Genomic DNA, 20,867 nt, shown 5'->3' with positions numbered 1-20,867 from the left:
TGCGAGGCGCCCATTTTTTTTGCCACAGGTGGCCGTTCAGGAAAAATCGGGCTCGGCGTCCCAGTCGAAACCCGCGGGCGCACCGCCAGAGATCGGGTCTTTGAAATCCGGGTCGCGTTTTTCCAAAAAGCTTTGCACCCCTTCCTTGCCGTCGCGGATGCTGGTGTGCAGCATGGTGCGGCTCTCTGCCTTATGCGCCTCCATCGGGTGGCTCGCGCCCATCATGCGCCACAGAAGCTGGCGGTTGAGCGCCACCGACATCGCGCTGGTGCGGGCGGAAAAGCTCTCCGCGATCTCCCGCGCGCGGGCCAGCAGCGCGTCGGGTTCGACAATCTCTGAAATCAGCCCGGCCTCAAGTGCTTCATCAGCCTTGAATACCCGACCGGTGTAGGACCATTCGGCGGCTTTCGCGATGCCCACAAGGCGCGGCAGGAACCAGCTTGAGCAGCTCTCCAGCGTGATGCCGCGCTCTGCGAACACGAAACCGAACTTGGCGAAGGGCGATGCGATGCGCACATCCATCGGCAGCTGCATGGTGGTGCCCACGCCCACGCTTGCGCCATTGATGGCTGCGATCAGCGGCTTTTTCATGCGGTACATCCGAAGCACCACGCGCCCGCCGGTGTCCCGGTTCCGCTCCATCTCCGGGGATAGCGGGTCGATGCTTTCGTCCAGCCCGAACACATTGCCGTCTGCCGAAAGATCCATGCCCGCACAGAAGGCGCGCCCGGCCCCGGTGAAGATGACGGCGCGCACGCTGTCGTCCGCGTCCGCGCGGTCCAGCACCTCTTCCATCTCCCGCCCCATGGTCGGGGTGAAGGCATTCATATTGTCTGGCCGGTTCAGCGTTACAGTCACAACCGGGCCGTCCTGTTCGTATGTCAGCGTTTCATAGCTCATTATGGTGCTCCCTGTTTGTCATAGAGACTAGGGCGCAGGGCGCATTTGGGAAGGGTGGTAGCGCTTGCCTTTCAAGACTGTTCAGTCCATTTTAGGCGAAATCCTGTGGGAGGGAGGCACGCATGAAAACTTGGTTTCTGGAACAACTGGCGATGTATTCGGCCTATCACCGCGACGGCCGCAACCAGGCAACGCACCATATCGGCGTGCCGATGATCGTTTTCTCGCTTCTGGTGCTTGCCAGCACCGTGCCCTTGATGACCTTCGAGGTCGGGCGCTTCACGCTTGCCGCCGTGCTTATCGGCGTGCTCCTTTTATACTATATCGTCAATGCCCCGCTTATCGGCACGATCGCGGTGCTGATCTATGGAGCGCTTTTGTATTTCGCGGAAGTGATGGCGCTTGAAGGCACAGTCTTTGCCGTCAAAAGCTTTGTGGTTCTTTTCCTTGTTGGTTGGGTCATCCAGTTCACCGGCCATATTTTCGAAGGCCGCAAGCCCGCGCTTTTTGACAACCTGACCCAGGTATTCATTGCGCCAGCCTTCCTGATCGCAGAGGTGCTGTTCATGCTGGGGCTGGAGCAGGCGCTGAAGGCAGACGTGGAAGCCCGCGCTGTCAAATATCTGCCGAAGGGTGAATAACCTTAAAGGTAAGGACTAAGAAGCCACAGCACGCGTCCCATTGCACGCTTGAAGGTGGAGCGGTTCTTGAAGTCTTCCGCCGTCATCAGCGTGGCGCCCGCCATGCGCTTGCGCACCCATTTGGTCATGGTCATGGCCAGCGCCGTGTCATAGCATTCCACATTGAATTCGAAGTTCAGCTTCAGTGACCGCGCGTCCCAGTTCGATGACCCGAACAGCACCCAGTCGTCATCCACGATCATCAGTTTGGTATGGTCAAACGGCGGATCGGACAGATGCAGATTGCAGCCGATCTGCACGAGCTGCCGCGCGCCTGAAAGCGACGACAGCGCAAAGAAGGGCAGGTTGTTCTGGCTGGGCACCAGAATGTCCACCTGCACGCCCCTGAGCGCCGCCTGCTTGAGCGCAGAGATCAGCGCCGGTTCAGGCAGGAAATAGGGTGTCACCAGCTGCACGCGTTTGCGCGCGCCCCCCAGTGCGCTTTCCATGATCATCGCGGTTTTGTGGTAATATTCGTCCGGCCCATCCGGGATGGCGCGGGCCGTTACACCAGGGTGTTGCGGCTCAGCTGGCGGCATCCACACGTCATCATCCAGGTCTTCCTTGGTGGAAAAGGCCCAGTCATCGGCGAAGGCTTCCATCATCTGGCTGACAATCGGGCCCTTCAGGCGAAAGTGCGTATCGCGCACACGCGGGCTGCCGTCTGATCGTTCCAGATGGTGTTTGCGGATATTCATGCCGCCGGCAAAGCCTGTGTTGCCGTCAACGATAAGAAGCTTCCGGTGGGTGCGCAGGTTGAAGAAGGCCAGCCGCCAGGACAGCCGCGCGGGGTTGAACACCGCCACGGGCACGCCGCGCCGCCTGAGAAGGTTCGACACAGGCTTGAGGCCATAAAGGTTGCCCACGGCATCCACCAGCACCCGCACCTGAACGCCGCGTTCGTGCGCGCGAGCCAGCGCCGCGACAAAGCGCCTGCCGGCCTGGTCGGCCTGGAAGATATAGGTGGTGAGTGCCACGGTGCGTTCTGCGGCATCGATCGCCTGGATCATGGCGTCATAGGCCTCGCGCCCACCGGCCAGGGCTTCAATGCTGTTGCCCATGGTCAGCGGCAGGTTGGTCACCCTGCCGCCAAGGCGCGCATGAGCCTGCCAGCGATTGGGGGCTTCGGGCACGCCTTCTGTCAGGCACGGGCCTTCGGGGTCGTGGGTGTCGGCGGACCGGGGCGCCATGCCCTGGCGTTCCCGCACGCGCCGGGCCCGGCGCCGGATGCGGCTGATGCCGAACAGGAAGTAGCTCAGAAGCCCCAGCATGGGCGCGATCCAGACAAGGCCGATCCATGTGATGGCCGACCGCACATCGTCTTTGGTGCGCAGAATGTGGACGCTGGCCAAAATCTGGGCCAGGAAAACAAAGCCCACAATCAGCCAGCCGTTAGGCCATATCAGTGCTTCCAGATTCATACATCCCCATTCCCGTAGTCGCTACAACACCATATAGGGGATTAGCCCACGGTGTGAAGGGCCAATAAGGAATTCGGTGCATGACCTTAGATAGCTGAAATTGCTGGCTGATTTCTTGCTTGAGCGGGGGATTGAATGGCGCTAGCGTGCGCCAATGGCCTTGACTTCAACATTCGCGACCGCGCCCAAGCCTTTGCGGGCAGACGACCTTGCCTGTTTCCGGGGCGGGCGAATGGTGTTCGACCATCTTTCTTTCGAAGTGAAACCGGGTGAGCTTCTGTACCTCAGGGGCAAAAACGGCAGCGGCAAATCGACGCTGTTGCGCCTGATTGCGGGGTTCTTGCGCGCCCAGGGCGGCACGCTCAAGTATGGCGATGAGGCTTGGGCGCATGGCGACGCGGCGCTTTCGGAAGCGCTGATTTACGCCGGGCACGACAATGCGCTGAAGCCCGTTTTGACGCTTCGGGAAAACGCGCGTGAGCTCATGCGCCTCATGACCGGCCGTGCGGTGGGCGACGTAGCGCTCGCTGAAGCCGCTGAAGTGTTCGCACTGACCGGGCTTCTGGACCAGCCTGTGCGCTATTTTTCAAGCGGGCAGCGGCACCGGTCCAACCTGATGCGCTTTGCGTACCTTTCGCGCCCCCTGTGGCTGATGGATGAACCCACCGTGGGCCTGGATGCCGAGAACCGCGATGCGCTCGCGGCTCTGATGCGCAAGCATCTGGACATGGGCGGCATGATCATCGCCGCGACCCATGACCCGATTGGCGTTGAGGGTGCGATGATCGACATGCGCGACTACCAACCGGAAATCGAGCTTGAGGAGGAATGGTTGTGACCTCGGCTCAGGAAACTTCCCTTAGCGGCATTTTCTTCGGCATCGTCAGGCGTGACGTGCGCCTTGCCTGGTCGCAGGGCGGCACGGGCACCATGGCGCTCAGCTTTTTCCTGATCGCCGTCACATTGTTCCCGTTTGGTGTGGGGCCGGAACCGCAGGTGCTGGCACGCATCGCGCCGGGCGTGATCTGGGTGGTGGCTTTGCTTGCCTGTCTGATCAGCCTTGATCGGCTCTATCAGGCGGATTTTGAGGACGGTAGCCTGGATGATCTGGCCCTGTCACCCCTCGGGCTGACAGGTGTGGCCGCGGCCAAGATCTTGGCGCACTGGGTCTCCACTGTGCTGCCGCTTGTTGTCGTCTCGCCCATCCTGGGCATGCTGATGAACCTGCCGGACGGCGCTTATGGTACGCTGCTGATATCGCTCCTGGTCGGCACGCCCGCGCTCAGTCTGATCGGCAGCATGGGCGCGGCGCTGACGGTATCGGTGCGCAGGGGAGGGGTGCTGCTGTCGCTTCTCGTACTTCCCTTATATGTGCCAACGCTGATTTTCGCCGTTGGCGCGGTGGACGCAACAGCCGGGCTGGTGGACGCTACCCAGCCGCTTGCGCTTCTGGGGGCCGCCAGTTTGCTGGCGCTTGTGGTGGGGCCGTTCGTCAGCGCGCAGGCGCTCCGGCTATCGCTTGAATAGCGCTGGGGATAACAAGGGTGTGTGAGGCATCAAGTCGCACTTGCGGCCAAAGGGGGTTCACTATAGGTAAGGGCCATGCATAGATTCGCCAATCCAGCCCAGTTCAACCGCCTGGCAGACAAGATTCTGCCATGGGCGAAACTTGTGCTGGCAGCATGCCTGATTTACGGCCTCTATCTGGCCTTCTTTGGCAGCCCGCCGGACCGGCAGCAGGGCGAAAGCGTGCGCATCATGTATGTGCATGTGCCTGCAGCCTGGATGGCCATGTTCTGCTATCTGGTGGTGGCGGGCGCAAGCTTCACCGAATTTGTCTGGCGCCATCCGCTGGCGATCCTGGCAGGCAAGGCCGCCGCGCCCATCGGCGCCACCTTTACGGCCCTTGCGCTGATCACCGGCGCGCTGTGGGGCAAGCCCACCTGGGGCACCTATTGGCAGTGGGACGGCCGCATGACATCGGTCTTAGTGCTGTTCTTCCTGTATCTTGGCTATATGGCCATCTGGCGCAGCATGGATGAGGAAGAAAAGGCGGGCCGCGCGGCTTCGATTCTGGCGCTTGTGGGCGTAATCAACCTGCCGATCATCAAATTCTCGGTCGAATGGTGGAACACGCTCCATCAGCCAGCGAGCGTCTTCCGCCTGGATGGCCCGACCATCAGCGGTGAGATGCTGTGGCCCTTGTTCACCATGGCCATCGCCTTCAAGGCCTATTTTGTCGTCGTGTTTCTCTATAGGATGAAGCTTGAGATCAACCGCCGCAAACTCAGTGTTTTGCGCATGAGCAGGGTGAACGGCTGATGACAGACCTTTTCGACATGGGCAGCGTTGGCCCCTTCGTGTGGGGCGCTTACGGCGTGACCGCGGTTGGGCTGGTGGCGCTTTTGGTCATGAGCTTGCGCGCCAACAAGGCGGCAGCTGAACAGGTGGAACGCATGCGACCCAAGCGGCGCAAGAAACCGACGGCGGGAGACAATTGATGGCGGGCTTGAAGACACGGAAGAAACAGCGCCTTGTGGTGATGATCGTGGCCGTGGCTGTGCTTGCGCTTGCGGCCTTCCTGATTGTGTTCGCCGGGCGCCAGACGGGCAGCTTCAATCTGTTCCTGCAGCCCAGCGAAGTGTTCCAGCAAAAAGTCGCCCCCGGCCAGCGCTTCCGCCTGGGTGGTCTGGTGGAAACGGGTACGTTCGAGCGCAAGGACGATGGCCTGACGTACGAGTTCCGTGTGACGGACTGTGCGGCGGATATTCCGGTGCGCTTCACCGGCATGCTGCCCAGCCTGTTCCGCGAAGGCCAGGGCGTGGTGTCCGAAGGCGCCTTGAATGCTGAAGGCGTGTTTGTGGCCGATACGGTTCTGGCCAAGCATGACGAAAACTACGCCGCCCCCGGCACCATGCCAAAGAATGAAGAGGCCTGCAGCCACCCCGAAGCCCTGACAGCGGGGCAGACCGGCCGATGATCGCAGAGCTCGGCCATTTCGCCACCATCATGGCGCTGATACTGGCGCTTCTGGGCGCAACCGTGCCGCATGTGGGCATTGCCCGCGCCGACAGCCGCCTGATGACGGTGGCCGACAACACGGCCCTTGGCCAGTTCCTGATGGCCCTGATCGCCTTTGGCGCGCTGACCTACAGCTATCTGATCTCGGACTTCTCCGTTTATGCTGTGGCTGCCAATTCGCACACGGCCAAGCCGCTCCTCTATAAAATCGCGGGTGTTTGGGGCAACCACGAGGGCAGCCTCCTTTTGTGGGTGTTGATGCTCACGCTTTTCGCAGCCGCGCTTTCGGTCAAGGGTAAGAAACTGCCGCAACGCTTCCGTACGCGGGTGATCGCGGTCCAGAGCGCCCTGGTGCTTGGCTTCCTGCTGTTCATCGTTTTCACCAGCAACCCGTTCCTCAGGCTTGACCCGGCGCCGATTGAAGGCAATGGGTTGAACCCCTTGTTGCAAGACCCCGGCCTCGCTTTTCATCCACCCATGCTGTACCTCGGCTATGTGGGCCTGTCGGTTGCCTTTTCCTTTGCGGTCGCAGCGCTGATTGAAGGTGAGGTGACCCCCCTTTGGGCGCGCTGGGTGCGGCCCTGGACGCTGGTGGCCTGGATGTTCCTGACAGCCGGTATCATCCTTGGGTCCTGGTGGGCCTACTATGAGCTTGGTTGGGGCGGTTGGTGGTTCTGGGACCCGGTCGAGAACGCAAGCTTCATGCCCTGGCTGGTGGCAACTGCGCTTTTGCATTCCGCTATCGTGGTCGAGAAGCGCGACGCGCTCAAAAGCTGGACGATCCTGCTGTCGATTGTTGCCTTTTCCTTCAGCCTTCTCGGGACCTTCCTTGTGCGCTCGGGCGTGATCACCAGCGTGCATGCGTTTGCCAATGACCCGGCGCGCGGTGTCTTTATCCTGGGCTTCCTGGTGGTGGTGGTCGGTGGATCGCTGGCGCTTTATGCCTGGCGCGCACCAAAGCTGACGCCGGGTGGCCTGTTTGGGCTCGTGAGCCGCGAAAGCGCGCTTGTGCTCAATAACGTCCTGTTGTCCACTTTTGCGGGCGTGGTGCTTGTGGGCACGCTTTATCCGCTGTTTTTGGAAGCGGCAAACGCCGGACAGATCAGTGTGGGGGCGCCTTTCTTTGAATATGGCGCTGTGGTGCTGATGAGCCCCCTTATCGTCGCACTCGGCTTCGGGCCCTTGCTGGCCTGGAAGCGTGGGCGACTTCCGCGCGCGGCCACAACGCTGTTGCCCGCCGCGATTGTGGCGCTGGTGGTTGGGCTTTACGTCTTTTGGCAGTCGGCGGGCGGTATCCTGATGACAGCTTTCGGTCTGGTGCTGGCCACCTGGCTTCTGGCGTCAGTGGTTCTGGAAATCGCTGAGCGCACGCAGCTTTTCAAAAACCCATCCGCCTTCCTGCGTCGGGTCAAGGGCCTGCCGCGCGCCAGCTGGGGTATGAGCCTGGCACATACTGGCGTTGCCGTGCTCCTGTTCGGCATCACCATTTCCGAGGCCTGGACCGAAGAAAAGCTTCTGGTAATGGAACCCGGGGACACAGCTACAGTGGGCGACTATGACATCCGTTTTGACGGTGTGAAACCGGTTGTCGGGCCGAACTTTACCGCCATTGAGGGCTATTTCTTCGCCAGCCACAAAACCAAGGGCGCGATTGGCACGCTGGACCCGCAGGACCGGCTTTATACGGACCCGGTGATGAACACGACCGAAGCGTCGATCCTGTCGCTGGCGTCGGGGGACCTCTATGCCGTGATCGGCGAAGCCGCGGGCGGCGGGCGCTGGTCTGTCCGGCTTTATTTCAAGCCCTTCGTTTCCGGCCTTTGGCTGGGTGCCGCGCTGATGGTGCTGGGGGGCTTCCTGTCGCTCAGTGATCGCCGGCTCCGGATCGGCGCGCCCAAGGCGAAGCAAGTGAAAGCGGAGGCCTGATCATGCAGCGGTTCGTTCCCCTTGTTATTGTGCTTTCCATGTTCGGCCTGTTCTTCTTCATGATGACAGACGAAGACCGCAACCCGAATGAGATCAAAAGCGTGATCATCGGCAAGCCCGCGCCGACCTTCTCGATTCCGGGCCTTGAGCCGGACGCGCCTGCGCTTTCAAGTGCGGACCTCAAGACCGGCCAGCCTGTATTTGTGAATTTCTTTGCCAGCTGGTGCGTGCCCTGCCGCGCCGAACACGAAAGCCTGATGGCGCTGGCGCGTGAGCATGGCGCAAGGGTGATCGGCATTGCCTATAAGGATACGCCTGACCGGGCGCTCGCCTTCCTGGATGAACTGGGTGACCCTTTCACCAAAACCGGCGCTGACCTTGATGGCCGCGTGGCGATTGACTGGGGCGTGACCGGCGTGCCGGAGACGTTTCTGGTGGACGGCAGCGGCACGGTTGTCTACCGCCACTGGGGCCCGATTGTGGGTGACGGGCTTGAAGCCAAGGTGCTTCCAGCCCTGGAGGCAGCCAAATGATGCGGGCATTTACTGCACTTCTGATCGCGATTGCGATGTCCGTGGCGGCGCTGTCTGTCGCGGTGGACGAAAAGCCGCTTGCGGACCCGGCCAAGGAAGCCATGGCGCGCGACCTGATGAAAGAGCTGCGCTGCGTGGTGTGCCAGAACCAGTCGATTGAGGATTCAAACGCCGATATCGCGCGCGACCTTCGGCAGATTGTGCGCGAACGGATCGCCATGGGCGACACGCCCGACAATGTGAAGGCCTATCTGGTGGACCGCTACGGCGACTATGTCCTCCTGGAGCCGCCCTTCAAGAAAAGCACCTATTTCCTGTGGGGATCGCCCTTCATCTTCCTTGGGCTGGTGCTTTATATGGTGCTTCGCTCGCGGAAAGCGCCCGTGGTGCCAAAGCCGCTGAGCGCGGATGAGCAGGCGGAGCTCGAAAAAATCCTTGGCAAGCGGGAGGAAGATAAATGATTTGGCTTCTTCTTGTCCTGACCGCACTTCTGGCAGCAGCCACATTGATCATGGGGCGTCGCCGCGGTGAAACCGTTGATCCGCTGGACCATTACCGTGCCCAGCTTGAAGAGATTTCGGAAGACGAGGCACGCGGCATGGTGGATGCGGAAAGCGCGCGTGCGGCAAAGCTGGAGGTCGAGCGCCGCATCCTAAAGGCTGCCAAACAGCAGACGCGGGCTGGCTCCGCTGCAGGAGATGGGCGCCTGCCTTTCCTGATTGCGGGCGCTGCCCTTGTTGCCGCCTTTGCGCTATACGGCTTTATGGGCCGCCCGACGCTGCCGGCCAAACCCGGCATGGTGGTCAGCGGGCTTGACCAACTGGTTGAAGAAGGCGGCATGACTTTCGGTGAAGCCATAAAGACCATCAAGAAGCACCTTAGGGACAACCCGCTGGATATGAAGGCCTGGGAGGTTCTGGCAAAAACCGCACGGTCAGTCAGGGATTTCTCAACAGCCGCAAACGCCTTCAGTAAACTGGCAGAGCTGGACCCTGCGAACGCTACGTGGCGCGCGCAGCAGCTTGAGGCGATGATCGCCATGTCGTCTGGCCAGATTTCGCCGTCCGCGCGCCTTGTGCTCGCGGGTCTGATTCAGGATTTCCCGGATCACGCGGCGGGGCAATATTATCTGGGCCTTGCCCGGCTTCAGGCCGGTGACGAAATGGGTGCGAAGGCTGCCTGGACCGCGCTTGCTGACAGGTCTTCGCCTGACGCGCCCTGGATGCCGATGCTCCAGCGCCAGCTTTCAACCCTTGGCGTGGCGCCGCCGAAGCTGACGCAGGACCAGATGGCATCGGTTGAGGGCATGACCGAAGAAGAGCGCCAGGCCTTTATCGCCAGCATGATGGAGCGGCTTGAAGCGCGGCTCGAATCGGCGCCGGATGACCCTCAAGGCTGGCTCATGCTGGCGCGGTCACACCTGACGCTGGGCGACAAAGAAGCGGCAATTGACGCCCTTGAACGCGGTCTGAGCCATGTTTCGGGCGAAAAGGCAGCTGGCCTGCAGGCGTTTCTTGACAATTTGCGTTCGGACCCCAATCTTTAACACTCTGGTCAGAATTGCGCAGTATGCTGCGCGTCAGGAGCTTTGACCCAAAAGGCTCCTGAGGAAACCGGAACATCAATCGGCCCGAAGAATTCGTCTGCCAGATTCAAGCGCTAAAATAGCCTTACCCGTGAGATTGAGGTCAAAAGACCATGGTCGACATTAACCCGAACGCCTCTGGGCTCCAGTCCCAACTGCAGGCGCAGCTTCAAAGTGGCCGCGGCCAGCGGGCAGCAGTCAACAAGCTCGACCTGACGCCCCGCCCGACGGACGTGATCGAGGAGCGCATCCGCGCGCGCCAGAGCGAAGGCAACCGTCAGGCACCGGCGCAGCAATCGGAAAAATCGAACCGCAGTGGAAACCTGTCGTCCGCGCAGGAGCTTGAGGCTGCGCAAAGCCGCGTCAGCGATATTGGCACGGGCCAGCGCGAAGCACCTATCGGGCGGCTTTCCGAGCAATTATCAAGCCAGCGCGATGTGCCGCTTGGGCAGATCATTGATATTCGGGTCTAGCGTAGATTAAGGGCTGGACAGGGCGCCGGTCCGCCTTAGATTTCAGGGTATGGCTGACCCAACAAGACCACCGAAGAATTTCCATCATACCGTCCCTGACGGCGATGAGCGTGAACGGCTTGTCTGCCGTGACTGTGGCTTTATCGCTTATGAGAACCCGCGCATCATTGCGGGCGCAGTGGTGGAGCATGACGGCAAAATCCTTTTGTGCAAGCGCGCCATTTATCCGCAAAAAGGCAAATGGACCATCCCAGCCGGCTTTCTGGAGATGGGCGAAGGCCCGGACGAGGGCGCTGTGCGCGAAGCCTATGAGGAAGCAACAGCACATATTGAGATTCGCGACCTTCTGGCCATCTATTCGGTCCGGCATATCAGTCAGGTACACATGATGTATCGGGCGACGCTCAATGCGCCAGACTTCGCACCGGGGTTTGAAAGCCTGGAGGTTGGCCTGTTCGCGTGGGAAGACATCCCCTGGGACGATCTGGCTTTCCCAAGCGTGCACTGGGTGCTTGCGCACTATCGGGAGGCCATGGGGAAATCCGGTTTCGCGCCTTTCACCAATCCTGTGTAGCGCCCAAGGCGGGCCATCACCCTGAAGTCTGCTCGGAAGGCTTTATTTGGGCCTCTAATGCGTGTATGTCAGGAACCTGATGTTCCCAAAAAATGTTGAATTCCTATGCTGCGCCGCCTGGCTGACCTGATTTTCCCGTCCGAACCACCAATCCGCTGTGTTGGTACCTACCACAAGACAGGCACGGTCTGGATGAGGCGGGTGTTCAAGGATATTGCGAAGGCTGCTGGTGCAGGCTTTGTGGATTTGCGGGATGTGCAGGACACTGCCTTTGAGCCGGACCACGGCACCATCTATCTTGAAGATCACACGGCTTTTCCCGAACCCTTCCTGACCAAGAAGGTGCGGGGCATTCGTATTATCCGGGACCCGCGGGATGTGGTGATCTCCGGCGCGCACTATCATGGGAAATCGGTTGAGCCCTGGCTTCATGAAGCTAAGCCCTTTTTTGATGGCAAGACCTACGCCGAGATGATCAATAGCTTTGACGCGATGGTAGATCGCTACCGGTTTGAAATGGACAATGTGGCCGCCGATACCATCGCGGCCATGACTGACGCCAAAGGCGACAGCGCGCAACAAGCCTTTCTGGACAGGAATTTCCTGACGGTCAGATATGAGGACCTGATTGAGGACACCGAGCTTGCCGAGTTCCGGAAAATCTGCCGGTATCTGAAGCTGCCGTTCAGGATAGCGTCGCCCGCCTTTCTCAAGCATTCACTGTTCAATAACAAGAATGCAGTCGGTGGGCACGGGCGGTCGGGCAAGAAGCAGCAATGGAAAACTGTGTTTGACCAGGCGCTGGGGCGTGCCTTTGCGGAGAAACACCAGCAGTCCCTTGAAATCCTGGGCTATGAAAAGGATGACAGCTGGATCGAGCGCCTGAAACCCTAGGGTTTTGGCTGGTCAGAATCGGGATCGTCTTCTTCCGGCATATGCTTCATCAGCATGGGCATGTGCGCCATCAGGAAGACAAAGTTCAGCCCTATATAGCCGAATGTCTTGAAATTGATCCAGAAATCGTCGCTTTGGGTGCGCCAGATCAGCTCATTCAGAAGCGCGGTCGCGATGAAGAAGATGGCATAGTTGCGTGTCAGCGTCCGCCAGGCCGTATCCGGCAGGTGGAAGGCCAGCTCCATGATCGATTTGATGTAAAGCCGCCCGGTCAAAAGGCCGAACAGCAGGATAGAGGCGAACACACCATTGATCAGCGTCAGCTTCATCTTCACAAAGACATCGCTTTGCAGCCACAGGGTCAAGCCGCCCATCACCATCACCACCACAAGCGTGAATTTGTGCATGGCGCTGACATGGCCCTGTTTCACTTTGGAATAGATGGCGGCAACAATAATCGCGATCATGAAGGGGATTGTGGCGTTGATGATACGCTCGTCGCCCTCGCCAATACGGAACGCCAGGAAAAACACCAGGAGCGGGCCGAAATCCAGCATGAATTTGCGCCAGCCGGTCAGCTTTGGCTTGCCTTCTGGGGTCAGTTCAGCTGTTGCCTTTTTGTCATCCATCGTGGTTTCGGTGCCTCATCGCAAATTTGTGATCACATTTCTCGCTTGCCGGTTCGCGGGCATGCTGGCTAGATAGCGCACCACCAACGCAGGAAAGCAGGCTAGTTATGCTGCAGGTTTTGAAAGATCGCAACTTCCGTATCTTCTGGATCGGGGAATTTATCTCCGTGATCGGGGATCATATCAGCATGCTTGCCTTCCCCTGGCTGGTGCTGCAGCTGACAGGTAGTGAATTCATGATGGGCTTGGTGTTTGCGGCTCAGGGCCTGCCGCGCGCGATCCTGATGCTGATGGGCGGCGCGGTGGTGGACCGCACCAGCCCCCGCAAGGTGATGCTTTATACCAACGTCATCCGCATGGGGCTGATGGCGCTGCTTGCTTATCTGCTGTTCATAGGCAGCGTCACGATCGTGATTGTTTTCGCCATTGCGCTGGCATTCGGCGTGGCCGACGCCTTCTTCTACCCCGCGACCACTTCGATTGTTCCCAGCCTGGTCAAGAAAGACCAGCTGAAGGAAGGCAACGCACTTGTCCAGACCACCATGTGGCTGGGCGTGATCATCGGGCCGCTGATCGCAGGGTTCGTGATTGCGGGCGAAGCTAGCCTGGGCACCCATTCCGTGGCCGCCCACACGATTGGCCTGGGCGACGACCAGCAGGGGCTGGCGCGCGCCTTCGCGCTTGACGGCCTGACCTTCTTTGCCTCTGCGCTCACGCTCCTTTTTGTGCGCACGCGCAATCTGGAGAAAGAAGATGAGGGCGGCACCTCCATGCTGGAGGAGATCAAGGTGGCTGTCCGCTTTGTCTGGTCCGTGCCCGCCTTCCGGCTGGGGTTCCTGGGCATCGCCGCGCTTGAGTTCTTCTTCCAGGCGCCGATTTTCGTGGGCCTGCCCGCGCTTGCTGACCTCAGGTTCGAAGAAGGTGCCTATATTTACGGCCTGCAGATCGCGGCATATGGCAGCGGGGCCTTCCTTGGTGCGTCCTCGGCCGGGATTTTCAAGGCACCTCGGGATGAGAGTGTCATCCGCATCATGTTCTCGCTCTTCTGCTTTTCGGGCGCGACGATTGCACTCATTGTGCTTTACCCGCCCTATTGGTGGGGCATGGTGGTTTTCTTTATCGCGGGCAGTGGCGACAGCTGGGTGTGGGTGCATTTCACCACGCTTCTGCAGAACCGTACGCCGGAAAAACTCCTGGGCCGGGTCATGAGCCTTCTCATGTTCATGTCGGTCGGCCTGTTGCCCATCGCCGCAGTAATCATGGGCACAGCGTTCGAGATCAACCTTGAAGGCGCGCTTCTTGTTGCCTCGGCGGCCATCATGCTGGCCTGCGGCGTGGGCGCCTTCCACCCCTATGCCAGCCGCTTCAGCGTTCCTGAAGGGGTGAAGGACGAGGTCACTGGTGTGTGACCAATATCCTCACGTCCTTGATATCCCGGACGACTATGGGTACATGGATGAGGAACTGGTCACCATCCTCAGGGAAAGCGTGGCGGCAATTTTAAGCTTGGAGTGACCATGCGCGGCTATTTCGGGATCGGGATCGACGGCCCGTCAAAAGAGGGCAATGTGGGCAATCTGGTGCGCACGGCCCATTCCTTTGGCGCGTCTTTCGCTTTTGCTGTGAACCCGATGAAAATCTCCCACACTGGCGAGCTCGTGACCGCTGATTTCGCCGACACGTCAAAAAGCAGCACGCAGATCCCCTTTTATAATTATGAAACGGCGGCAGATGTGCATGTGCCGCAGGGCTGCCAGCTTGTGGGCATCGAGATGACAGACGATGCCGTGGACCTGCCAAGCTTTCGCCATCCGGTGCAGGCTGTCTATGTGCTGGGGGGTGAGCGCACCAGTCTTTCCCCCGCCATGGCAGAGCGCTGCGACTATATGATCAAAATCCCGACAAAGTTCAGCCTTAACGTGGCCACTGCAGGTGCTATAGTCATGTATGACCGCCTGCGCTTACTCGGCGGTTTCGCCGAAAGGCCGGTGATGCCGGGCGGCAAACCGATAGAGAAGCCGGCCCATGTGCATGGCGGCCGTTTCAGCCGGATTGAACGCCGGTTGAAGAATGAGACCAAGTAAGGCATATGCTTTAGGGCGCACGCCGCAGATTTGAGAGTAAACCGGGAAAACAGGGAACCTATGAGACAGCTTAAGGCATTCACACTCACGGCACTTCTTGTCACCAGCTTCACCGCAGCGGCTATTGCGCAGGGCACCCCGCGCAAGCTTTCCACCCATCAGGATTGGGACGCCATGGTTGCGGGCTCGGGCTCAAGCAAGGTTTGCTATGTGATCTCTGTCCCGAAGAAAACCTGGATCAGCCGCAAGGGCGCCAGCCGTGGCGATATCTATATGACAGTCTCTCACCGGCCTGCCTTTGGCGTGACGGATGAAGTGAATGTGGTGGTGGGTTACCCGATCCGGCAGGGCAGCGAAGCGCGCATCAGCGTGGACGGCCAGAAGAATTACCAGTTCTTCACCGAAGGCTCGGGCGCCTGGGCCTATGACCCGAAGGATGATAGGAGCGTCGTGGCCGCCATGAAAGCGGGCATCAACCTCGAAGTCCGCGCCACCAGCCAGCGCGGCACCAACACCCGAGACACCTTCAGCCTGCGCGGCTTCACCGCCGCCTACAATGCGGCGTCGAGAGCCTGTCGGTAACATGTGTGGTACCTGCCTGTCTGATCGAAAAAGTCTTTGGACCGGTCCTGTTCCTGATGGGCAAGAACTGGCCCGGGCGTGCGGTGGCTGGCTGATTTTGCTCGAGTGCCCAGAATGCAGCGCACTTTGGGTTGAGACCGCGTATGAACCCCACTGTTCCTTTTTGTATGTGGTAAGGTGGCGCTTTTCAAAGGACCAGTTTATCGCTCTGGCGGCATATTTTCTGGAGGTGTCGCCGAACGACTACGGTGCCGATTTCTGTCGGTGGCATCAGCAGGAAGTGAGAAGCCTGGCTAGAGACGCGGATCAAGAGACGCTCGACGAGATCGAAGCGCATTACAGGCGGTCAAATGGTCGCGTGGACCTGCGACCAGCAGAAAACCCAAACCCCATATACATTGAAGAACTGCTGGCAGGCCAAGTCTAGAGGCCGACTGTCTTGCCCTGCCAGCCGCCATTCTGGCGGCGGGCGAAGACGAGGGCGTCTTCTATGCCGCCAGCCTGCGCGACCAATTCCCCGCCCGGTGCCCAGGTGCTGGACTTGCCTACTCGCCCGCGCCCGGTTTACAATCGGCTTTTTCGGGCGTATAAGCCGCGCATGGGCTCCAGCCGCCCGCCGCCCGCGGACATTGTCTTGGTGAAGTGCTGGATTCATGGACATGAATTTCCATACGGCCTTTCAAGCCGGTGGCAATGCGGGCAACCATCCCTGATTTGAGAGGCCAGACAAAGGAAATTTCCGTGTCTAATAATCTCTCATCCAGTAACCCTTATCTCACTGGATCACTGGGCGGCGTTTTCGCAAGAACGGCGCTCCCCATCATCATTGTCATGGGCATGAACGGGGCGGTGACGCTTATCGATGCCTTGTTCCTCGGTCTTTATGTGGGGCCTGAGGCGCTTGGCGCCGTGACGCTGATGTTCCCCATTTTCATGCTGCTTGTTGCGCTTTCGACGCTGGTGTCAAGCGGCATGGCCAGCCAGGTGTCGCGTGCCCTTGGCGCGGGCAATCATGATGACGCGCAGGCGGTTTTTGTGGGCGCGCACGGCCTTGCGTTCCTGATCTGCTGCGTGCTGATCGCGGCTTTCAGTGTGGTTGGCACCGACATGGCGCGCCTGTTCGCGGGCAGCGCGGGGCCGATGGCCGATATGGGCCATACCTATATCAGCATTATGATTGTCGCATCGCCCATCATGTTCACCCTGTCGCTAAATTCTGACGCGATGCGGAGCGAAGGGCACCTGGGCCTGATGGCGGGCATCAGCCTGATGGTCTCGGTGCTGAATATCGTCTTCAACTATGTGCTGATCGCACGGCTTGAGTTTGGCGTGGCGGGGTCTGCATACGGCACGGTGCTGGCGCAGCTTGTGGCCTTCGCCTGCGTGATCGCCTACCGCACATGGGGCCGCACAGTCATCAGGCCATCTGCCTTCCTGGCGCACGGCCTGCACGTGCGCTGGCGGGCAACGCTTGCGCTTGGCATTCCGCCCAGCCTCAATTTCCTGGGGGTGTCGCTCGTCTCCGCGGCGGTTCTGGCGTCGCTTCAGCTGGTGGAAACCAGCCAGTATGGCGAAACCGTTTCGGCCTACGGCATCATCACGCGCACCACCACCTTTGTGATCCTGCCGCTTCTTGGGCTGTCGCAGGCCATGCAGGCGATTGTGGGCAACAATTACGGCGCTGAACTGTGGCACCGCTCGAACCGCGGCCTCGGTCTCGCGATTGCGGTGGCACTGGCCTATTGCCTGTTGGTGGAAGCCGCGCTGATCACTTTCGCCAGCCGCATCGGATACATGTTCGTGGATGATGCCAGCGTAGTGGCGGAGATTGTGCGCATCATGCCGGTGATGGTGTCCATGTTCGCCATCGGCGGGCCGCTTCTCTTGCTCGCGAACTATTTCCAGGCCATCGGCAAGGTGGCGCAGGCCGCACTATTGGGGCTCACGAAACCCTATCTGTTCGCCATCCCGCTGGTGTTCCTGATGCCGAAGCTGTTCGGCGAGGTGGGCATCTGGTGGGCCGGGCCGGTGGCGGAGCTGTGCCTTTTGCTGCTGGCGGTGGTCACGCTGAATAACGCGCGCAAGCGGCAAGCGCTGAAGTGGGGCCTGTTCCGGCAGGCGTAATCAAGGGGCGGGGCTTCGGGAAACCGGGGCCTCGCCTTTTCTTTACAAACGCCGGGCGCAGGCGTATAAGGCGCGCCAACAGGATAACCCGCTGTGTGGTGGAACGCCCGCAGCCTGAAACGCCCTGGACCGGGACATACCCCCGGAAAAGGCAGGAGTTAACACGATGCAGATTACCCCGAACGGCCAGGAGCCGATCGTTTCCCCTCGTATTCCAGCTGCTGACGACAAGCTCAATATCCTTGGGCTCGACCGCGATGAGCTGAAAGCCGCCATTGCAGAGATCGGCGTGGCCGAAAAGCAGGTGCGCATGCGCACCACGCAGGTGTGGCACTGGCTTTATCACCGCGGCGTATCCTCGTTCGACGATATGACCAATATCTCGAAGGATGTGCGCGCGAAGCTGGCGGAGCATTTCACCATCACGCGGCCAGAGATTGTCGAAGCGCAATATTCAAACGACGGCACGCGCAAATATCTGATCCGCTTCGCTGATGGCAATGAGGCCGAAGCTGTTTATATCCCCGAGGAAGATCGCGGCACGCTGTGTGTGTCATCACAAGTGGGCTGCACGCTCAATTGCAAGTTCTGTCACACGGGGACCATGCGGCTTGTGCGCAACCTGACGGCGGCCGAGATTGTGGCCCAGATGATGATCGCGCGCGACGATTTGGGCGAGTGGGAAAACCCGACCGAAGGCCGACGCGTGACCAACATCGTGATGATGGGCATGGGCGAGCCGCTCTATAACTTCGACAATGTGAAGAAAGCGCTTGAGATCATCATGGACGAGGAAGGCATCCAGCTTTCCCGCCGCCGCATCACGCTTTCCACATCCGGCGTGGTGCCGCACATGGAGCGCTGCGGCAAGGAAATCGGCGTGAACCTGGCAGTATCGCTGCACGCGGTGCGCGATGATGTGCGGTCCGAGATCATGCCGATCAACAAGAAGTACGGCCTTGAAGAAGTGCTGAAGGCGTGCGCCAACTATCCCGGTGCGCACAACGCCCGCCGTATCACGTTTGAGTATGCTATGCTCAAAGGCGTGAACGACAGCGACGCCGACGCGCGCGAGCTGGTGCGTTTGATCCGCAAATACAAGCTGCCGGCGAAGGTGAACCTGATCCCGTTCAACCCATGGCCGGGCACGGACTATGAATGCAGCGACTGGGGCCAGATCCAGCGCTTCTCTGACCTTGTTTATGAAGGCGGCATTTCCGCCCCGATCCGCACCCCGCGCGGGCGCGATATCATGGCGGCATGCGGGCAGCTGAAGTCGGCATCTGAGAAGAAATCGAAAGCTGCGCTGGCACGGGAAGCAGAGGCCGCAGCGGCGGCGACTGCGACCACCGAGCCGCACCACACCTCAACCGGCCTGACCTAGGCCCTCTGGTTGGGATAGACGGGGTCTGATTTTAACTAACTGTTAACCTTTTCAGACGGAAAAGGTTAACGGCGACTCGACTCCGCAGGGCACGAGTCGCTGGCCACGGTGAGCGACGCAACATTCCCACACTCGAAGTCCGCGACGGAGCAAACGGTTGGTCATCATGCTGGGCTCAGATGGATCAGTGGTGCTCAAGGCAGGGGATGGTCTGGTTCAGGTGGTTGTGGGAATAGAAACGATCTCGACCAGAGAAACGTCCTGCTTGTGAATTGAGCCCTTATGCCTTCGGGTCTGTACCGGTCCTGAGCCAGCCGGTGATGCTGTAGCGTGCGCGGCGCGAGAAGGTGGACACCTGGCTCACCGCATGCGGCTTGGGGATCGAGAAGATATTGAGCGCGTTGAACGAGGGCGTGAAGCCGCCTTCCACATGCTTTTTCTTGTCGAAGAACTGTAAAATCCCGCCCCAGTCAGGCTGCCATTCCGGCGTCATGTTGAGGACAAACGCAGCGCGGCGGTCCTTGCCGTAGACATTGTCATCATGAATGGTGAGGAAGTCACCCGGGGAAAATTTTGTCAGCTGGGCGTCGGCGAAGGTGATGTCCGCGTGGCCCGTGACGGTGCGGACAAATTCGATGAACGGCTTGCTGTTGATGAACTCGAACAGTTTATTGAACGGCTTTGCGCATTCGCCCGCGTGGTAGGCATCATAAATGGGATAGTTGTCGTAGATATACTGGAAGCCCTTTTGCGCGCCCGCATAGGCAGCCATGCGGATGTCGTGAAGCTGCTGGTCGGTCATCGCCTTGCGCTGTTCGGGGAACACGTCAAAAAGCTTGTCGCCCTGGTTAAGGTGCAAAATCCATTCTTTGAAGTCTGCGATGGCGTCAAACAGGTCCTTGGCCGACTGGTCCGTCAGCACGCCCGGAATATGGATGCGCCCCGCCAGCTTGTAGGTGGCAGCCAGCGCCGGTGCCTGCAATTCGTTCGACAGTTCAAGATTGAGTGCGGACATGCGCGCCTTCCCGTTTCAGACCTATGAGCCTCATAGCCTGAATTGGGAAGTGGGTCAAAGGGCACAAGGCCGGGCGGGGGACGGCATTTGGCCGCACCCGGGCTTCACTCACCGTCTGCCGAACAACGCGAGGATGCTATTCGGTGCCTGGTTGGCGATATTGAGCGCAATGATGCCCAGTTGTTCCTTCACCTGCGCGGCCTGCAGGTCTGCTGCCGTTCGGGCCAGGTCGGCGTCCACCATGCGGCCGATGCCGCGCTCGATCACGTCATGCAGTTTGCTGGCAAATTCGCGCTGGATTTCAAGCCGCCTTGATGCCGTTCCGAAGTGGCCCATGGCGCGGTTCACATTGTCGATCGACTCGTTGATCTTATCCATCGAATAATTCTGGTCATCGGTCAGCGTGATAAGCGCCCCGCCGAACGCCAGGCTCTGATGGTCGAAATCCAGGGTTTCGCTACCGTCGGAGTTCGCCAGCGCGCTGATAATGTCATTGCCGCTGTCGATCAGGTTGGTGCCGTTGAAGCTGGCGCTTGAGATCATCAGCTTGATCTGCTCGCGGTAGGCATCCAGGTCAGCCGTGTAGGCTTCAATCGCAGCGTCATCATTATTCTGTTGCGCGCTCAGGAGCGACGCCATCTTGCCTTTCATCTCAATCAGGATGTCAGAGATGCTTTCGGTCGCGACAAGGGCGACATCCACAGCGCTTGTGGCCCGGTCCAGGCTGTCCATGGACGCGCGCAGGCCAGACAGGTCGCCCCGCATGCGCTGGGCAATCGAATAGATGGCAGCGTCATCGGTGACGGAGCCGACCTTGTACCCGGTGGTAATTCGTTCCTGAAGAGTCTCGAGCCACTTATGGTTGGCTTCAAGGTTACGCAGCGCGGAAAGCGCGCCCGCGTTTGTGTTAACGCTCAGCATTGCCAGTTTCTCCAGCATTCGGCCCGCTTTTTTGGCAGACCACCCGTTAGGGCACCCATAGGTAGAATATACTAAAGCGCCTGACGCCGCAATCGGCACTGCAATCTGCAGAATATTTAGT

General features: G+C 59.7%; 23 protein-coding genes. 18 read left to right on the top strand and 5 right to left on the bottom strand.

Annotated features, from left to right (window positions below; all coding sequences use genetic code 11):
- Positions 1–36: 36 nt before the first annotated feature.
- The gene (locus ACFO5Q_RS01140) at positions 37–900 is read right to left on the bottom strand and encodes a crotonase/enoyl-CoA hydratase family protein (protein ID WP_068150993.1); all 864 of its coding nucleotides are present in this window, start codon (positions 898–900) and stop codon (positions 37–39) included.
- 122 nt (positions 901–1,022) lie between these two features.
- On the opposite strand from ACFO5Q_RS01140, the gene ACFO5Q_RS01135 reads away from it, so the two are divergent.
- On the top strand, positions 1,023–1,541 hold the full coding sequence (locus tag ACFO5Q_RS01135) for an Mpo1 family 2-hydroxy fatty acid dioxygenase (protein WP_068150988.1): 519 nt from the start codon (positions 1,023–1,025) through the stop codon (positions 1,539–1,541).
- Between the two features lie 2 nt (positions 1,542–1,543).
- On the opposite strand, the gene ACFO5Q_RS01130 is transcribed toward ACFO5Q_RS01135, so the two are convergent.
- A complete protein-coding gene (locus tag ACFO5Q_RS01130) occupies positions 1,544–3,001 on the bottom strand; it encodes a phospholipase D-like domain-containing protein (RefSeq protein ID WP_068150985.1) in 1,458 nt (485 codons plus the stop codon).
- A 154-nt stretch (positions 3,002–3,155) separates the two neighbouring features.
- Here ACFO5Q_RS01130 and ccmA point away from each other — a divergent pair, with 154 nt between their 5' ends.
- The 12 genes from ccmA to ACFO5Q_RS01070 all read left to right on the top strand — a co-directional run bounded on the left by ccmA (position 3,156) and on the right by ACFO5Q_RS01070 (position 12,007).
- Positions 3,156–3,839 (top strand): heme ABC exporter ATP-binding protein CcmA, encoded by a 684-nt coding sequence (ccmA, locus tag ACFO5Q_RS01125; RefSeq protein WP_068150981.1) that lies wholly within the window; start codon positions 3,156–3,158, stop codon positions 3,837–3,839.
- The gene (ccmB, locus tag ACFO5Q_RS01120) at positions 3,836–4,528 is read left to right on the top strand and encodes a heme exporter protein CcmB (RefSeq protein ID WP_231727314.1); all 693 of its coding nucleotides are present in this window, start codon (positions 3,836–3,838) and stop codon (positions 4,526–4,528) included. The genes ccmA and ccmB overlap by 4 nt, the downstream gene beginning before the upstream one ends.
- 75 nt (positions 4,529–4,603) lie before the next feature.
- The gene (locus ACFO5Q_RS01115; RefSeq protein WP_068150973.1) at positions 4,604–5,323 is read left to right on the top strand and encodes a heme ABC transporter permease; all 720 of its coding nucleotides are present in this window, start codon (positions 4,604–4,606) and stop codon (positions 5,321–5,323) included.
- Positions 5,323–5,502: a heme exporter protein CcmD gene (gene ccmD, locus ACFO5Q_RS01110; protein ID WP_068150971.1), complete on the top strand. Its 180-nt coding sequence runs from the start codon at positions 5,323–5,325 to the stop codon at positions 5,500–5,502. Before ACFO5Q_RS01115 ends, ccmD begins: the two co-directional genes overlap by 1 nt.
- A complete protein-coding gene (ccmE, locus tag ACFO5Q_RS01105) occupies positions 5,502–5,981 on the top strand; it encodes a cytochrome c maturation protein CcmE (RefSeq protein ID WP_068150966.1) in 480 nt (159 codons plus the stop codon). Before ccmD ends, ccmE begins: the two co-directional genes overlap by 1 nt.
- On the top strand, positions 5,978–7,948 hold the full coding sequence (locus ACFO5Q_RS01100) for a heme lyase CcmF/NrfE family subunit (protein WP_068150963.1): 1,971 nt from the start codon (positions 5,978–5,980) through the stop codon (positions 7,946–7,948). Before ccmE ends, ACFO5Q_RS01100 begins: the two co-directional genes overlap by 4 nt.
- 2 nt (positions 7,949–7,950) lie before the next feature.
- Positions 7,951–8,481, top strand: coding sequence for a DsbE family thiol:disulfide interchange protein (locus ACFO5Q_RS01095; RefSeq protein ID WP_068150961.1), 531 nt, complete (start codon positions 7,951–7,953; stop codon positions 8,479–8,481).
- On the top strand, positions 8,478–8,942 hold the full coding sequence (locus tag ACFO5Q_RS01090) for a cytochrome c-type biogenesis protein (RefSeq protein ID WP_068150958.1): 465 nt from the start codon (positions 8,478–8,480) through the stop codon (positions 8,940–8,942). The genes ACFO5Q_RS01095 and ACFO5Q_RS01090 overlap by 4 nt, the downstream gene beginning before the upstream one ends.
- A complete protein-coding gene (gene ccmI / locus ACFO5Q_RS01085; RefSeq protein ID WP_068150955.1) occupies positions 8,939–10,027 on the top strand; it encodes a c-type cytochrome biogenesis protein CcmI in 1,089 nt (362 codons plus the stop codon). Before ACFO5Q_RS01090 ends, ccmI begins: the two co-directional genes overlap by 4 nt.
- 152 nt (positions 10,028–10,179) lie before the next feature.
- Complete coding sequence (locus ACFO5Q_RS01080) at positions 10,180–10,539, top strand: hypothetical protein (protein WP_068150954.1); 360 nt, start codon at positions 10,180–10,182, stop codon at positions 10,537–10,539.
- Between the two features lie 49 nt (positions 10,540–10,588).
- Entirely contained in the window at positions 10,589–11,113 is a 525-nt protein-coding gene (locus ACFO5Q_RS01075) for an NUDIX hydrolase (protein ID WP_068150951.1), read from the top strand.
- Positions 11,114–11,218: 105 nt separating this feature from the next.
- Positions 11,219–12,007 (top strand): sulfotransferase domain-containing protein, encoded by a 789-nt coding sequence (locus tag ACFO5Q_RS01070; protein ID WP_068150947.1) that lies wholly within the window; start codon positions 11,219–11,221, stop codon positions 12,005–12,007.
- Here ACFO5Q_RS01070 and ispZ read toward each other — a convergent pair.
- Positions 12,004–12,636 carry a septation protein IspZ gene (gene ispZ, locus ACFO5Q_RS01065; protein WP_068150944.1) on the bottom strand — a complete coding sequence of 211 codons (633 nt, stop codon included), beginning with the start codon at positions 12,634–12,636 and terminating at the stop codon, positions 12,004–12,006. The genes ACFO5Q_RS01070 and ispZ overlap by 4 nt on opposite strands.
- A gap of 107 nt (positions 12,637–12,743) precedes the next feature.
- Here ispZ and ACFO5Q_RS01060 point away from each other — a divergent pair, with 107 nt between their 5' ends.
- The 5 genes from ACFO5Q_RS01060 (at position 12,744) to rlmN (ending at position 18,810) form a co-directional block, all read left to right on the top strand.
- A complete protein-coding gene (locus tag ACFO5Q_RS01060; RefSeq protein WP_068150942.1) occupies positions 12,744–14,045 on the top strand; it encodes an MFS transporter in 1,302 nt (433 codons plus the stop codon).
- 108 nt (positions 14,046–14,153) lie between these two features.
- Positions 14,154–14,720, top strand: a complete 567-nt coding sequence (locus ACFO5Q_RS01055) for an RNA methyltransferase (protein ID WP_068150939.1) — start codon at positions 14,154–14,156, stop codon at positions 14,718–14,720.
- Between the two features lie 60 nt (positions 14,721–14,780).
- A complete protein-coding gene (locus tag ACFO5Q_RS01050; RefSeq protein ID WP_068150936.1) occupies positions 14,781–15,302 on the top strand; it encodes an invasion associated locus B family protein in 522 nt (173 codons plus the stop codon).
- A gap of 741 nt (positions 15,303–16,043) precedes the next feature.
- Positions 16,044–17,426, top strand: coding sequence for an MATE family efflux transporter (locus ACFO5Q_RS01045; RefSeq protein WP_068151158.1), 1,383 nt, complete (start codon positions 16,044–16,046; stop codon positions 17,424–17,426).
- A 166-nt stretch (positions 17,427–17,592) separates the two neighbouring features.
- Positions 17,593–18,810, top strand: coding sequence for a 23S rRNA (adenine(2503)-C(2))-methyltransferase RlmN (gene rlmN / locus ACFO5Q_RS01040; protein ID WP_068150931.1), 1,218 nt, complete (start codon positions 17,593–17,595; stop codon positions 18,808–18,810).
- A gap of 280 nt (positions 18,811–19,090) precedes the next feature.
- Here the strand turns inward: rlmN and ACFO5Q_RS01035 are convergent, their stop codons facing one another.
- Positions 19,091–19,825: a 2OG-Fe(II) oxygenase gene (locus tag ACFO5Q_RS01035; protein ID WP_068150929.1), complete on the bottom strand. Its 735-nt coding sequence runs from the start codon at positions 19,823–19,825 to the stop codon at positions 19,091–19,093.
- 108 nt (positions 19,826–19,933) lie between these two features.
- The gene (locus ACFO5Q_RS01030) at positions 19,934–20,764 is read right to left on the bottom strand and encodes a flagellin (RefSeq protein ID WP_068150925.1); all 831 of its coding nucleotides are present in this window, start codon (positions 20,762–20,764) and stop codon (positions 19,934–19,936) included.
- Positions 20,765–20,867: the final 103 nt, after the last annotated feature.

Origin of the sequence: Kordiimonas lipolytica, from assembly GCF_042651265.1 — a bacterium.
GTDB lineage: Bacteria > Pseudomonadota > Alphaproteobacteria > Sphingomonadales > Kordiimonadaceae > Kordiimonas > Kordiimonas lipolytica.
Note: the sequence above shows the minus strand (reverse complement) of the source record. Positions and strands in the feature narration are given on the sequence as shown.

What these genes read in the sequence shown, in the direction of transcription:
- ACFO5Q_RS01140 (WP_068150993.1), bottom strand. Translation starts at nt 900, where the DNA reads ATGAGCTATGAAACGCTGACATACGAACAGGACGGCCCGGTTGTGACT.
- ACFO5Q_RS01135 (WP_068150988.1), top strand. Translation starts at nt 1,023, where the DNA reads ATGAAAACTTGGTTTCTGGAACAACTGGCGATGTATTCGGCCTATCAC.
- ACFO5Q_RS01130 (WP_068150985.1), bottom strand. Translation starts at nt 3,001, where the DNA reads ATGAATCTGGAAGCACTGATATGGCCTAACGGCTGGCTGATTGTGGGC.
- ccmA (WP_068150981.1), top strand. Translation starts at nt 3,156, where the DNA reads ATGGCCTTGACTTCAACATTCGCGACCGCGCCCAAGCCTTTGCGGGCA.
- ACFO5Q_RS01115 (WP_068150973.1), top strand. Translation starts at nt 4,604, where the DNA reads ATGCATAGATTCGCCAATCCAGCCCAGTTCAACCGCCTGGCAGACAAG.
- ccmD (WP_068150971.1), top strand. Translation starts at nt 5,323, where the DNA reads ATGACAGACCTTTTCGACATGGGCAGCGTTGGCCCCTTCGTGTGGGGC.
- ccmE (WP_068150966.1), top strand. Translation starts at nt 5,502, where the DNA reads ATGGCGGGCTTGAAGACACGGAAGAAACAGCGCCTTGTGGTGATGATC.
- ACFO5Q_RS01100 (WP_068150963.1), top strand. Translation starts at nt 5,978, where the DNA reads ATGATCGCAGAGCTCGGCCATTTCGCCACCATCATGGCGCTGATACTG.
- ACFO5Q_RS01095 (WP_068150961.1), top strand. Translation starts at nt 7,951, where the DNA reads ATGCAGCGGTTCGTTCCCCTTGTTATTGTGCTTTCCATGTTCGGCCTG.
- ACFO5Q_RS01090 (WP_068150958.1), top strand. Translation starts at nt 8,478, where the DNA reads ATGATGCGGGCATTTACTGCACTTCTGATCGCGATTGCGATGTCCGTG.
- ccmI (WP_068150955.1), top strand. Translation starts at nt 8,939, where the DNA reads ATGATTTGGCTTCTTCTTGTCCTGACCGCACTTCTGGCAGCAGCCACA.
- ACFO5Q_RS01080 (WP_068150954.1), top strand. Translation starts at nt 10,180, where the DNA reads ATGGTCGACATTAACCCGAACGCCTCTGGGCTCCAGTCCCAACTGCAG.
- ACFO5Q_RS01075 (WP_068150951.1), top strand. Translation starts at nt 10,589, where the DNA reads ATGGCTGACCCAACAAGACCACCGAAGAATTTCCATCATACCGTCCCT.
- ACFO5Q_RS01070 (WP_068150947.1), top strand. Translation starts at nt 11,219, where the DNA reads ATGCTGCGCCGCCTGGCTGACCTGATTTTCCCGTCCGAACCACCAATC.
- ispZ (WP_068150944.1), bottom strand. Translation starts at nt 12,636, where the DNA reads ATGGATGACAAAAAGGCAACAGCTGAACTGACCCCAGAAGGCAAGCCA.
- ACFO5Q_RS01060 (WP_068150942.1), top strand. Translation starts at nt 12,744, where the DNA reads ATGCTGCAGGTTTTGAAAGATCGCAACTTCCGTATCTTCTGGATCGGG.
- ACFO5Q_RS01055 (WP_068150939.1), top strand. Translation starts at nt 14,154, where the DNA reads ATGCGCGGCTATTTCGGGATCGGGATCGACGGCCCGTCAAAAGAGGGC.
- ACFO5Q_RS01050 (WP_068150936.1), top strand. Translation starts at nt 14,781, where the DNA reads ATGAGACAGCTTAAGGCATTCACACTCACGGCACTTCTTGTCACCAGC.
- rlmN (WP_068150931.1), top strand. Translation starts at nt 17,593, where the DNA reads ATGCAGATTACCCCGAACGGCCAGGAGCCGATCGTTTCCCCTCGTATT.
- ACFO5Q_RS01035 (WP_068150929.1), bottom strand. Translation starts at nt 19,825, where the DNA reads ATGTCCGCACTCAATCTTGAACTGTCGAACGAATTGCAGGCACCGGCG.
- ACFO5Q_RS01030 (WP_068150925.1), bottom strand. Translation starts at nt 20,764, where the DNA reads ATGCTGGAGAAACTGGCAATGCTGAGCGTTAACACAAACGCGGGCGCG.